This window comes from Pseudomonas sp. GT1P32, from assembly GCF_054897805.1.
This window is the reverse complement of record NZ_CM142704.1, coordinates 1,903,401-1,916,562: the sequence shown is the minus strand read 5'-3', so window position 1 is coordinate 1,916,562 and position 13,162 is coordinate 1,903,401. Positions and strand designations below refer to the sequence as shown.

Genomic DNA, 13,162 nt, shown 5'->3' with positions numbered 1-13,162 from the left:
AGGCGTGAGGGCCTCATCGCCAGCAAGCTGGCTCCTACAAGGGATTGGGTTCACACAGGGCAAATTGTAGGGGCTGCGATGCGGCGGCCCGACTTGCCAGCGATGGCGGCCGCAAGACAGGCGCAGATCTGTAAGGGGAGAGGGTGACATGAACAGGACCACTGCAATTGCCGGTTGTTCGCTGGTTGTCGGACTGGCGCTGATCTGGCTGGGCGTCTGGCGCACGACTCCGCCCGACATGCTCAGCGAGATAGCGCTACCGGACACCTGGAGCGGTCAGACGCTGGAGCGTGACGGCGTGTCCGTAGCCCTGCAAATGCGGCCACTGGCCGAGGACGGTGTGCTGCGCGAAGGCGAGTTTGCCGACGTGCTCTTCCGGGTCAGTGACAGCGCTTCGGGCCAGCCCCTTTCCGGCGTCAATCCCGGTGCCTGGCTGGACCCGGAAACCGTTGCCGCCGACCTGGCTCAGGGTCGTGACCGGAGCTGCAAATCCAGGGTCGGGGTATTCCTGAAATCGAGCATCGGCGCACGGCCGCTGCTCGACCTGAACAGCTATTTCCTGCTGGTGATGAACCGTGATGCCAGCGTCTCCGTGGTCGACCCGTCGGTCTCGGTGGGCGGCATCACCAGCACCATGGCCCGCATCGACCTCAAGCGGCCGCCGATGGATTGGGTCACACCGAAGGACAACAAACGCGTATTCATCTCCATGCCCACCGCCGGCGAAGTGGCGGTGATCGACAGCGAGCAATTCAAGTTGATCGCCTCGGTGGCCGCCGGCAGCCACCCGGTGCGCGTAGCGTTGCAACCGGACGAGCGCCTGCTGTGGGTCGGCAACAATGCGCCGAAGGCCGAAGCGTCCGGGGTCACCGTGATCGACAGCCAAAGCCTGAAGCCGCTCAAACACCTGGCCACCGGCGCCGGGCATCACGAAATCACCTTCAGCAAAGACAGCCGGTTTGCCTTCGTCACCAACCGCGACGACGGCACGCTGAGCATCATCGACATCGCCAGCCTGACCCTCAGCAAGCAACTCAAGACCGGCTCGCATCCTTTGGCGGTGGCGTACTCGCCGCTGTCCCAGGCGGTGTATGTCGCCGACGGCAAGGACGGCACCGTGACCGTGGTCGATACCGCCAGCCTCGACGTGCGCCGGGTGATCAGGATGAAACAGGGCCTGGGCCCGATGGGCTTCAGCGCCGACGGACGATTTGGCATCGTCCTCAACACCCTGGAAAACCAGGTGGCCGTGATCGACGCCGCCACCGATTCGCTGGTCCATGAACTGGACGTGTCCGCCGAACCTTATCAACTGGTGTTCACCAAGGCTTACGCCTATGTGCGCGGACTGGCGTCGCCCAAGGTGACGATGATCAACCTGTCGTCGCTCGGTGAAGGGCGCCAGCCGATCAGCCAGGGTTTCGAAGCCGGGCCCCAGGCACCACGGCTGGCCGGTGATTTGCCGCTGGCGTCGAGCCTCGCGGTGTCGCGGGACGACAACGCGGTGTTCGTGGTCAACCCGGTGGACAACACCACCTATTTCTACGCCGAAGGCATGAACGCACCGATGTCCGGTTACCCCAATCGCGGGCAAGTGGCGCGGGCGGCGATGGTCATCGACCGCAGCCTGCGCGAAGTCGAGCCGGGGCTGTACAGCGCGCGGGTCAAACTGCCGCCGGCAGGGCGTTTCGACGTGGCGTTCCTGCTCAATCAGCCGAACATCATCCATTGCTTCACGGCGCTGGTTGAGCCGGATACCCGCATAGCTAGACACCCCGGCGTGCCGAAAGTCGAATTCATGCTCGACAAAGCCACCGCCGCCCTCGGCAGTCCGTACACCGTGCGCTTTCGCATCGTTGAGGGCCAACAGAAAGCCCAGCGTAGCGGCGTGAAAGACGTACAGGTGCGCTACTTCCGCGCCCCGACTTCGCGGGCTCAGGAAGTCGCGGCCCTTGAGGTTGGTAACGGAATCTACGAAGCCCCAGTGACGCTCGACCAGAACGGCGCCTGGTACCTGCACGTGCGTGCGGCGTCCCTTGGCGCGAGTTTCGATGACAAGACCTTTGCCAGCGTCCGGGTCCTGCCCGGCGATGCCCGTTGAAGAGGAAATTGACATGAACCGATTCGCACACCGTGGACTGCTGACGTTCTGCCTGTTGACCGTCGGCGTGGGGCAAGCCCTGGCGCACTCGGCGGATGAACACGCCGGGCACGACATGTCGGCCAAAGGCGCCCGTTCGGAAAGCGCCCAGGTCAAGTTCGCCGACGTCGCGCTGGTGGACCAGAACGGCAAACCGGTGCGTCTGGAAAAGGATCTGGTGACCAACAAAATCGTGGTCATGAGCTTCATTTACACCAGTTGCACCACGGTGTGCCCGGTGGTGTCCTCGATCATGGGCAAAGTGCAGAAACAGCTGGGCGCGCGGGTGGGCACCGAGGTGCAACTGGTATCGATCAGCATCGACCCGCAGCGCGATGACGCCGAACGCCTGAACGACTATGCCCGCAACTTCCAGAACGGTCCGGGCTGGAGCTGGCTGACCGGCAGTGCGCAATCGATCGACGCCACCCTCAAAGGCCTCGGCACGTTCAGCGGCGACTTCAAGAACCACCAGCCGCTGATCCTCGTCGGCGACGGCAACAGCCGCCACTGGACGCGCTATTACGGTTTCACCGACCCGACGGTACTGACCCGTGAAGTGGAGAAACTCAGCGGCCAGCGCAACTCCCACGCCAAACACACCGCCATTGCCATGGAGCAGCAACCATGAGAGTCATCGACTGGGTTGCGTTGAGCCTGTGCTTCTGGATTTTCAGCTCGTTGGCCTTCGCTCACGAAGGGCATGAAGAACCCGCTCCGGTCGTGGCCACCGCGCAACCGGCGAGCGGCACGCGCGATGCAAAAACCTGGTTCACCGACACGCCGTTGCAGGACCAGAACGGCGAGACCCTGCGCTTCTACAGCGACGCGCTGCACAACCGCGTGGTGCTGTTGAACGTGATTTTCACCAGTTGTACGGATGCCTGCCCGCTGATCACCCGCAAACTCAAGGAAGTGCGTGCGTTGCTGGGCGACAAAGCAGACGGCATTACCTTTATCTCCCTTACCAGTGATCCGCTGCGGGATACCCCGGCGGTACTCAAGGCTTACACCTTGAAGCAGGGCGTCAATGGGCCCCACTGGCTTTTTCTCACTGGCGACAAGGCGCAAATGGATCTGGTGCTGGGGCGCATCGGCCAGATCGTGCCGACCCCCGAGCAACATTCAACGCAACTGATTGTGGGTGACGTGGCCAACAAACGCTGGAGCAAAATCCGCCCCGATGCCCCGGCCGCCGCCATTGCCCAGCGCTTGCAATTGCTGACAATGCCCGTGGCCGGCCGCTGAGCCCGCACCATGAAAATCTCCCTGATCCTCGGCCTGTTCCTGATCGGTAACCTTCATTGCGCCGCCGATACGTTGCCCTTGAGCCCTGAAGAAAGTGCCGGCAAACGGCTGTACCGCGAGGGTGTGTCGGGCAGCGGTGAACCGATCATGGCGAGTATCGGGGCGACGGGCATGTTGCTGTCGGCCACCAGCCTGCCGTGCGCCAACTGCCACGGCGCCGATGGCCTGGGCCGGCCCGAGGGCGGGGTGCGTCCACCCGACCTGAGCTGGTCGCGGCTGACCAGCACCTATGGCCAACGGCACGTCAATGGCCGCAACTACCCGGCGTACACCGAACGCACCCTGGCGCGGGCGATCCAGGGGGGGCGCGATTCCGCCAACAATCGCCTCGACCCGGCGATGCCGCGGTTCGTGCTATCGATGAAGGATCAGCGCAACCTCACGGCCTACCTCAAACGCCTGGCCGATGAGCGCGACCCCGGCCTGACGCCTGACAGCCTGCACCTGGGCACTTTGTTGCCGAGTCAGGGGCCGTTGGCGGAGGAGGGCGCGACGGTGGCAGCGGTACTCAACGGCAGCGTGGCGCGAATCAACAAGGCGGGGGGGATTCATGGCCGGCAGTTGCGCCTGACCATCCTCGACCCGGGGCCGGACCTTGCCAGTGCCGTGCGGGCGCTGGATCAGTTGATCTATCAGGAGCAGGTGTTTGCCCTGATCGCGCCACTGGCACCGGCACTCGACACGCAACTGGTTTTGCGTCTGGAGCGGGCGGGCATTCCGTTGATCGGTCCCCTCTCGTTGCAAGGCACGGCGCAGAGCAGTCGACAGATTTTTGAACCGATGCCGGGGGTGCGCGAGCAACTGATCGCCCTGGCCGATTACGCCACCGGGAGTTTGCGCGTGCTCCAGGGCCCGACGCTGATTACCTACACGGAGGATCCTGGTCAACGACTGGCGGCTCAGACCCTGCGTCAGTATCTGCAAGATCACGCCTGGCAAAATGTCAGCCTGCAGGCCTACGACTCGGCAAAGGACCAACTGCCGCTGGGCTCGCGCTCATTGTTTTACCTGGGCTGCGGTAGCGATTTCAGCCTGCTCGCCGAAAGGTTGCAGAGGGCGGGGCAGGTTCCTTACCTGTTCGCCATGGCGAATCAGGTGGCGGGTGACCTTTTGCGGGTGCCCAGTGGTTTTTCCCGGCGGTTGTTCTTGTCCTATCCGTTCGTGCCTAGCGACTGGACCCTGGCCGGACGCCTGGCCCTGATCCAGTTGCGCGAACAGCAGGGGCTCGGTGGCCAGCACGCGGTGCTGCAAGTCGGCGCGTTCAGTTCGATGCTGCTGCTCAGCGAAGGCATGAAGCAGGCCGGGCGCGACGCCAGCCGCGAGAAGCTGATCTATGCGCTGGAGGGCCTGCATGACTTTGATACCGGGCTGACCCCGCGCCTCAGCTTCGGGCCGGGCCGGCGGTTGGGTTTGAACGGCGCGCATATCGTCACCGTGGATTTGCCCGACCAGCGCTTCTACCTGGTCGCCCCTTACAAGCCCATTACCGCGAAACCCTGACCGGAGGCCTCGATCATGACGCTCAAGACGCTGTTGACCCTGCTGACCCTATGGCTGCCCGTGGCGTTCGGCAGCAATGGGCCGGTCGCCGCGCGGGTCAATGGCGAGGAGATTTCCCAGTTCCGCCTCGAACGCTATTTTGCCGAGTACCTGGAGGACCAGGGCCGGGCGCTGGGCAGCATTCGTAATCCCAAGGCGTACAAGCAACTTCGGCAAAAGGCTTTGGACGCATTGATCGACCGCGAGTTGCTGTGGCAGGAAGCGGTCAAGCGTGGGGTGGTGATCAGCGATGCCACCGTGCAACGCCAGGTTGAACAGACCCGCCAGGCCATTGGCGGTGCCGAAAGATTCGCCCGGCGCCTGGAAGACGCGGGTTTTGACGAGGCCGGTTTTGTCGAATACACCCGCCGTGAACTCGCGGCTCAGCAGGTGTTTGCCGAGCTGACCAGCGTCGAGGGGCCGGATGAAAAACAGGTCCGCGCGTTCTATGAAGAACACCGCGCACAGATGAGCGAGCCCGAAGCAGTGCAGGCACGGCACATCCTGATCAAGGTTGCCCAGGACGCCGATGTCGCCACAGTCGAAGCGGCACGGCTACGCTTGGTGCAAATGCAGGCGAAAATCAGCCAGGGTGCGGACTTTGCCAGCGTGGCCCGGACCGGTTCCGAAGATGCTTCGGCGAGCGAGGGCGGAGAACTGGGCTATTTTCCACGTGGACGCATGCTGCCAGCGTTTGAAGCGGCAGCCTTTGCCCTGGTGCCGGGCGCGGTGAGTGAACCGGTTCGCACAGCACTGGGCTGGCACTTGATTCAGGTTCAGAACCACAGGGAGGTGACCGATGTCACAGAGGTGCAAGGGCTTGAGATGGTCAGGGCGTACCTGGACCGACAGCAACAGGCTCAGGTTCGTCTGCAGGTTCTGGCGCAACTGCGATCGCGCAATCGAATCGAACGTATTGACGATGAATGAAGGTTCCCCCCCAATAGTGGGGAAAAGCTTCAGGGCAATTCCGTGTGCGCCCCCGCCTTTGGGGGGCGGTGTATCTGGGCGGAAAGGCTTTTTTATGAAAATCAAACACATGCAGGGGTGAAATACCCGGCGCTCAGCCTGGCATGAAGTGTGCGTTAGCCTCGTTAAGGCGAGCACTCTGCCAGGTTCGGAAATCGGATCTGCGGTTTCAAGGAGTCCACCTTGTTAAACAAAGTACTGGTTGTCGAAGACGAACAGCTTCTTGCACAAAACCTCAAGGATTACCTTGAGGCGCAAGCACTGGACGTCCGGATTGCACATGACGGTGCGGCGGCTATCGGCGAAGCCGAGCAGTTTGCACCCGATGTGATGGTGTTCGATTACCGCTTGCCCGATATGGAAGGCTTTGAGGTGCTCGATGCCATCCGCCGGAACAGGAGCTGTCATTTTGTGCTGATTACCGGGCACCCGACCGCTGAAGTCTGTGAGCGGGCCCGGCAGGTGGGAGTCAGCCATATCCTGTTCAAACCGTTTCCAATGGCGGAACTGGCCCGTGCAATCTGTGACCTTCTGGGGATGGAGCGCGAACCCAAAGCAGGCGTGCGCACATCCGAAGGTTTTGTCGAACGACGCCAGAGCAGGACCGAGAGTTTCCCGCTGCAGTTGTACGACGGCAGTTGGGTGCTGGCGGATCGTCGACGCAACCCATCGACGTCCCTGGCACCAGACGACGAACAATTGCTCACCGGGGAGTAGTGGCGCGACCAGCCGTTGCGGTAACTGCCGTAATTGCTCGCCGCGTCGACAGGGCCCAAAGCCCCCGGCGTTGGAGAGCAAGCCATGGACCGTCTATCCCTTGCCGTCGAACCGGCGCAGCAGTTGGAGTGTGTACCGTCTCGCTTTTCCAGTGAGCAACTGGCCCAGGCCCGATCACTGGCCGCCAGTTCCGGCGAGCGGATGCTCGAAGCCCTCGGGGTGTTGTGCGAACTGGCCCCCATGCCCTTCATCCAGTGCCTCGGCGCAACCCTGCATTATCCGGTGCTCGACACCGACAACCTGTTCAAGTCCACCCCGGTGTTCGACCGGGTCACCCTGGCCCAATGCCTCAAACGCGAATTCATCCTGCTGCGCCACGACGAGGAGATCATCGGGGTGTTCGCCGACCCGTTCGACACGTCGCGCCTGGCCTGGATCGATGACTGCCTGCATGGTGCGCCCCTGTATCTGGTGCATGCCGACGACCTGAAAGCCTATCTGGCACGTCACGAAGAGAGTTTCCATGCGGTGGAATCGCTCAACGCCCAGGCCGACGCCAACATTGAAATCGACACCCTGCAAAGCCTGTCCCTGACCAGCATCAGCGAAGACGCCAGCGTCGTCGTCAAACTGGTCAACTCGACCCTGTACGACGCCTTGAAAATGCACGCCAGCGATATCCATCTGGGCACCACCGGCAGCGGCCTGGTGATCAAGTACCGCATCGACGGCGTGCTCAACAACATCAGCAAGATCCAGGGCAGCGAGTTCGCCGAGCAGGTGATTTCCAGGGTCAAGGTCATGGCCGAACTGGACATCGGCGAGAAACGCGTGCCCCAGGACGGTCGCTTCAAGATCGGCATCAGTGGTCGGCAGATCGACTTCCGGGTCTCGATCATGCCGAGCATCTTCGGTGAAGACGCGGTGCTGCGGGTGCTCGACAAACAGGACCTGGCGGACAAGGTCTGCGGCGTGCAATTGCAGGCGCTGGGCTTTGAAGACGAAACCTTGCGCCAACTGCGCAGGCTGGCCGCCGAACCCTACGGCATGGTGCTGGTGACCGGCCCCACCGGCAGCGGCAAGACCACCACGCTGTACGCGATGATCACCGAGATCAACCACGGCGTGGACAAGATCATCACCATTGAAGACCCGGTGGAATATCAGTTGCCGGGCGTACTGCAAATCCCTGTGAATGAAAAGAAAGGCCTGACTTTCGCTCGCGGTCTGCGCTCGATCCTGCGTCATGACCCGGACAAAATCATGGTCGGGGAAATCCGTGACCCCGACACCGCGCAGATCGCCGTGCAATCGGCGCTCACCGGCCACCTGGTGTTCACCACGATCCACGCCAACAACGTGTTCGACGTCATCGGCCGGTTCACCCAGATGGAAATCGACCCCTACAGCCTCGTCTCGGCGCTCAATGCCGTGCTGGCGCAGCGCTTGATCCGCCTGGTCTGCACCAGTTGCAGCGCGCCGAGCACCCCGACCGATGACGAACTGCTCGCTTCGGGGCTCGACCCCCACAACGTCGATCACTTCCACTTCGTTCACGGCAAGGGCTGCGGGCATTGCCGGGGCACCGGTTATCGCGGACGCACGGCGATCGCCGAGCTGCTGCACCTGGACGACGAGCTGCGGCAGATGATCGTCGAGCGCCAACCGATTTCGAAAATCAAGGCCCATGCGTGCAAACGTGGCTTGCGTCTGCTGCGCGAGTCGGCGCTGGAACTGGTTCAGGAAGGGCGCACCACGCTCGAGGAGATCAATCGTGTCACTTTTGTCTCGTGATCGTTTTATCGCCGTACTCGGCGCCAGTGGGGTCGGCCTCGGCCAGCGCCGTGGCAGCGAAACCCTGTGGCTGGGCAGCGTCGGTTTTATCGACGAAGGCTTCCACGCCTGGGCGGTGGCGCTGGACACCCTCGATCATCTGCTGGCCGATCACACCCACGCCGGTGCCGAGTTGAGCGTGGTGATTTCCGGGCATTTCAGCCGTTTCTGTCTGGTGCCCTGGAGCGAACAGATCAGCAGCCCTGACGAATTGCTCGGGTTTGCCCGGCTGTGCTTCGAAGACCTTTACGGCGTGCCGACGCAACCCTGGAGCCTGGTGCTCTCGGCGGAACCGGCCGGCTACGACCGGATTGCCAGCGCATTGCCGCAGGATTTGCTGACGCGTCTGCGCACCCTGGTCAGCGCCCGGGGCCTGCGCCTGCGTTCGGTGCAGCCGTACCTGATGACGGCGTTCAACCACTTCGATAAAAGCCTCGATGCCGGCGACTTCCTGTTCGTGGTCGCCGAGCCGGTACGCAGCGTGTTGCTGTTGGCCCGGGAAGGCCGCTGGGCCTCGGTGCGTTCGGTGGGCACCAGCGACAGCGACGCTGCACTGGCCGCGTTGATCGGTCGTGAAAGCCAATTGCAGGCCTCCACCAGCGAGCGGCCACTGAACGTTTACCTGCATGCGCCCGCGCGTATCGACGTGCAACCCGACATTCCCGGTGTGCACTTGCGCACCCTTGAAGAAGACCGGACAACCGTACGCGATGGCCTGTACGTCATGTCCCGGGCGGTGGCCTGACATGCGCGCCCTGATGCTCGACTTTCAGCCGCGTCGCCGCTCGGGTCCCCTGGGCTGGAGCCTGCTGGCCGTGGGCGTGGTGTTGAGCCTGAGTTGCGTGCTGGTTCAGCAACACCTCAGTGATCAGACCGCGCAACAACAGGGTCATCTGCAAACCGCCCAGCGCGTCCTCACCGGCGACGACGGCGGCAAGGTCAGCCTGAATCCGGCGCAAATCCGCGAGCAGGCACAGAACCTCGCCGAGATGCGCAAGGTCTCGCAGCAACTGCGCCGGCCGTGGGAACGCCTGTTCGCCATGCTCGAAGCCATGCCCCGGGGCGACATCGCCTTGCTGACCCTGACCCCCGATGCGCGCAAAGGTCAGGTGCGGATCAGCGCCGAGGCGAAAGACCTCGACGCCATGCTCGACTTCCACCGCAACCTCGAGGCCAGCGACGAGCTGTCCGATGTGTCGCTGCTGAGCCACGAAATCGTGGCCAACGTGCCGGAGCACCCGGTGCAGTTCAACCTGTCGGCTACCTGGGAGATTGGCGATGCAAATCCCTAGATTGATCGTCCATGAATACCTGCAAGGCCTGGGCATTCCCGGTCTGGCAGGGCTGGCGCTGCTGGCGTTGGCGTCGGTCTATGGCCTGGCGGGCTTGATGCCGGACTGGCAGTCGCTGCAACAGCTCAGCCAACAGACCCGCGAAGCCGGTGAATACCTGGCCAAGGTTGAAGACGGTAGCGTCGCTGCGCCGGTGGTGCCACAACGTCAGCTCGACGACTTCCGCAGCAAGCTGCCTTCGCAGCCGCAAGCCACGGTGGCCATCGACAAGATCTACGCGTTGGCGGCCCAGGAACACATCACCCTGGCACGGGGTGAATATGCCTTGGGCATCGACCCCAAGACCCATCTGGCGCGCTATCAGATTCTGCTGCCGGTGCGTGGCAGCTACCCGCAACTGCGGCGCTTCCTGCATGCCTTGCTCGGTCAGTTGCCGGCGGTGGTGGTGGAGGACGTGGAGTTCCAGCGTAAAAAGATCGCCGACACCGACCTGACCGGGCGGATCCGCATGACCCTTTATCTGTCGAGGTCATGATGAATACCAAACGGGTAGCGGGGTGGGTGGGGTTCTTCGGCGTAGCGGCGGGGCTGGCCTGGTTGCCCGATTACTGGATGCCGGCAGACGACGGCGACACGTCCGTCGCCGTCGTGGCCACGGCGGCCAGCAGTAAAACCCGCGGTGCTCTGCCTGCCGCGCCAGCCGCCGGCAAAACTGTTGTGATCAAGGACTTGAGCCCGGCGGGCGACCTGTTCGCCGCCCGCAGCTGGAAGGCTGAACCGACGCTAGCCAGCGTCACTGAGCAACCCGTCAACGTGACCCCGGTGGTGACCGTCCCCAGTGCACCGCCAATGCCTTTCCAGTTTGTCGGGCGCATGGACGATCGTTCAGACCAGCAAGTGTTTTTGCTGAGTGGAGAAAAAATATACGTCGTACGCAAAGGGGATGTGATCGACGAAAACTGGCGGATCGAGGGCATTTCCGACGTGGAACTGAGCTTTGTCTACCTGCCTTTGCAATTGTCCCAGACTTTGTCTGTGGGGAGCACGCCATGAATAGATCCCGTTTGCTGATGAGCCTTTGCTGTGCGTGTGCCGGGCTGGTGGCGTGCAGTTCCGCGCAGGTCGCCAACAAGGAAGCTTCCGAGTTGATCGAGCAGGGCCAATACGAGGCCGGCCTGGCGCGTATTGAAGAAGGGCTGCGGGAAAACCCTCGCGATACCGAACTGCACCTGGCCCTGAACACCGCCCACGCCAAGGCGATTACCGCGCTGCTGACCGAGGCTGACACTGACCGTTCACGCCGGGACTTCGCCGCGGCGCGCGTCAGCTACAACCGGGTGCTGACCATCGAGCCAAACAACCGGCGCGCCCAGGATGCGATGCGCCAGCTCGACTACATGCGCAGCCTGGATGAAAAACTCGAGCTGGCCCGTGGCGACTTGCGTCGCGGCGACATCTATGGGGCCGATCGTCAGGTCAAACAGATCCTCGAACTGGACCCGAAAAATGAAGGCGCCCTGGAACTGCAAAGCAACATCCGTCTGGTCCAGAGCCGCAACGTCATCCAGTACCCACAACTGCGCACACGCCTGGAACGGCCCGTGACCCTTGAGTTTCGCGACGCCAACCTGAAGACCATTTTCGAAGTGCTGTCCCAGGTCGCCGGGTTGAACTTCATCTTCGACAAGGACCTGCGCCCGGACATGAAAGCCACCATCTTCGTGCGCGACGTGCGCATCGAAGACGCCGTGGAACTGCTGCTGCAACAGAACCAGCTGCATCAGAAAGTGGTGAACGAAAACACCTTGCTGATCTACCCGGACTCACCGCAAAAGCTCAAGGATTACCAGGAACTGGTGATGCGCACCTTCTACCTGACCAGCATCGATGCCAACACCGCGCTGAACATGATCAAAACCATGCTCAAGACCCGCGACGTGTTTGTCGATGAGCGCCTCAACACACTGACCATGCGCGACACCGAAGACGCTGTCCGCATGGCGGAAAAACTCCTGCAATCGCAAGACCAGTCCAACCCTGAAGTGGTGCTGGAAGTGGAGGTGATGGAGGTTGCCACCCAACGGATCCTCGACCTCGGCCTGCAATGGCCGAACACCTTCGGCGTGGTCAACGGCGACGGTTCGCCGGTGCAGATTCTCAATCAACTGAAAGGCATCGACTCCAGCCGGATCACCATCTCGCCTTCGCCGCAAGCCAAGATCAATGCGCAGGACAACGACATCAACACCTTGGCCAGCCCGGTGATTCGTGTCAGCAACCGCGAGCAGGCGCGCATCCACATTGGTCAGCGCGTGCCGATCATCAGCGCCACGTCGGTGCCGTCGACCCAAGGCCCGGTGATCACCGAAAGCGTCACCTACCTGGACGTCGGTCTGAAACTGGAAGTGCAGCCAACCGTGCACCTGAACAACGAAGTGGCGATCAAGATCGCCCTGGAAGTGAGTAACGCCACGCCATTGGAACCGACCCGCCAGGGCACGATCCCGGTGCAGGTCGATACCCGTAACGCCCAGACCACCCTGCGCCTGCATGACGGCGAAACCCAGATTCTCGCCGGCCTGATGCGCAACGACCATGGCGCTACCGGCAACAAGATTCCGGGGCTTGGCGACATTCCTGGCCTGGGCCGGTTGTTCGGCAGCAACAAGGACAACGTCAGCAAATCGGAACTGGTGCTGTCGATCACGCCACGGATCGTGCGCAACCTGCCGTACCAGAGCCCGTCGGACATGGAGTTCCCGACCGGCACCGAAACCAGCATGCACATTCAGGCACCGGACCGGCGGATGGACCCACCGATTCAGAACGAGCACATCGATCGGCCGGTGGCGGCCTCAACCACTCAAGTGTTTATCGAGAAGCCTTGATCATGAACGCCTCGCAACGCGGTTTTACCCTGATTGAAGTCGTGGTGACGCTGGCCCTGGTCGGCTTGCTGGCCGGCATGGCCGCGCCGCTGACCGAGACTGTGGTGCGCCGGGGCAAAGAGCAGGAACTGCGCACCGCGCTTTACCAGATTCGCGATGCCATCGACGAGTACAAACGCGCATTCGACGCCGGCTACATCGAGAAGTCCCTGAACAGCAGCGGCTATCCGCCGAACCTGAAAGTGCTGGTGGACGGCGTGCGCGATGTGCGCAGCGCCAAGGGGGCCAAGTTTTATTTTCTGCGGCGCGTGCCCCATGACCCGCTGAAGCCGGTCAAGCGTGACGACGACGGCGGCTGGGGCTTGCGCTCCTATGACAGCACGGCTGAAAACCCGCGTGAGGGCCAAGACGTCTTTGACGTTTATTCCCAGGCGCGTGGCAAAGGGCTTAACGGCATCGCCTACCGGGAGTGGTGA

Annotated in this window: 13 protein-coding genes; all 13 read left to right on the top strand. The window is 62.5% G+C overall.

Going from position 1 to position 13,162, the window contains the following annotated elements; translation table 11 throughout:
* The first annotated feature begins 148 nt into the window (after nt 1–148).
* The 13 genes from ACYZUC_RS08655 (at nt 149) to ACYZUC_RS08595 (ending at nt 13,162) form a co-directional block, all read left to right on the top strand.
* Complete coding sequence (locus ACYZUC_RS08655) at nt 149–2,101, top strand: cytochrome D1 domain-containing protein (protein WP_461995077.1); 1,953 nt, start codon at nt 149–151, stop codon at nt 2,099–2,101.
* Nucleotides 2,102–2,114: 13 nt separating this feature from the next.
* A complete protein-coding gene (locus ACYZUC_RS08650; RefSeq protein WP_461995076.1) occupies nt 2,115–2,771 on the top strand; it encodes an SCO family protein in 657 nt (218 codons plus the stop codon).
* Nucleotides 2,768–3,388: an SCO family protein gene (locus ACYZUC_RS08645; RefSeq protein ID WP_461995074.1), complete on the top strand. Its 621-nt coding sequence runs from the start codon at nt 2,768–2,770 to the stop codon at nt 3,386–3,388. The genes ACYZUC_RS08650 and ACYZUC_RS08645 overlap by 4 nt, the downstream gene beginning before the upstream one ends.
* A 9-nt stretch (nt 3,389–3,397) precedes the next feature.
* Nucleotides 3,398–4,948: a cytochrome c/ABC transporter substrate-binding protein gene (locus ACYZUC_RS08640; RefSeq protein WP_461995072.1), complete on the top strand. Its 1,551-nt coding sequence runs from the start codon at nt 3,398–3,400 to the stop codon at nt 4,946–4,948.
* Between the two features lie 15 nt (nt 4,949–4,963).
* On the top strand, nt 4,964–5,917 hold the full coding sequence (locus ACYZUC_RS08635; protein WP_461995071.1) for a peptidylprolyl isomerase: 954 nt from the start codon (nt 4,964–4,966) through the stop codon (nt 5,915–5,917).
* Nucleotides 5,918–6,139: 222 nt separating this feature from the next.
* Nucleotides 6,140–6,673 (top strand): response regulator, encoded by a 534-nt coding sequence (locus ACYZUC_RS08630; RefSeq protein ID WP_461995069.1) that lies wholly within the window; start codon nt 6,140–6,142, stop codon nt 6,671–6,673.
* Nucleotides 6,674–6,757: 84 nt separating this feature from the next.
* The gene (locus ACYZUC_RS08625) at nt 6,758–8,467 is read left to right on the top strand and encodes a GspE/PulE family protein (protein ID WP_461995067.1); all 1,710 of its coding nucleotides are present in this window, start codon (nt 6,758–6,760) and stop codon (nt 8,465–8,467) included.
* Nucleotides 8,448–9,251, top strand: coding sequence for a hypothetical protein (locus ACYZUC_RS08620; protein ID WP_461995065.1), 804 nt, complete (start codon nt 8,448–8,450; stop codon nt 9,249–9,251). Before ACYZUC_RS08625 ends, ACYZUC_RS08620 begins: the two co-directional genes overlap by 20 nt.
* A 1-nt stretch (nt 9,252) precedes the next feature.
* Nucleotides 9,253–9,798 (top strand): PilN domain-containing protein, encoded by a 546-nt coding sequence (locus tag ACYZUC_RS08615; protein WP_461995064.1) that lies wholly within the window; start codon nt 9,253–9,255, stop codon nt 9,796–9,798.
* Complete coding sequence (locus ACYZUC_RS08610; RefSeq protein ID WP_461995062.1) at nt 9,785–10,333, top strand: GspMb/PilO family protein; 549 nt, start codon at nt 9,785–9,787, stop codon at nt 10,331–10,333. The genes ACYZUC_RS08615 and ACYZUC_RS08610 overlap by 14 nt, the downstream gene beginning before the upstream one ends.
* The gene (locus tag ACYZUC_RS08605) at nt 10,333–10,851 is read left to right on the top strand and encodes a hypothetical protein (RefSeq protein ID WP_461996687.1); all 519 of its coding nucleotides are present in this window, start codon (nt 10,333–10,335) and stop codon (nt 10,849–10,851) included. The genes ACYZUC_RS08610 and ACYZUC_RS08605 overlap by 1 nt, the downstream gene beginning before the upstream one ends.
* Nucleotides 10,848–12,686 carry a secretin N-terminal domain-containing protein gene (locus tag ACYZUC_RS08600; protein WP_461995060.1) on the top strand — a complete coding sequence of 613 codons (1,839 nt, stop codon included), beginning with the start codon at nt 10,848–10,850 and terminating at the stop codon, nt 12,684–12,686. The genes ACYZUC_RS08605 and ACYZUC_RS08600 overlap by 4 nt, the downstream gene beginning before the upstream one ends.
* 2 nt (nt 12,687–12,688) lie before the next feature.
* Entirely contained in the window at nt 12,689–13,162 is a 474-nt protein-coding gene (locus tag ACYZUC_RS08595; protein WP_461995058.1) for a type II secretion system protein, read from the top strand.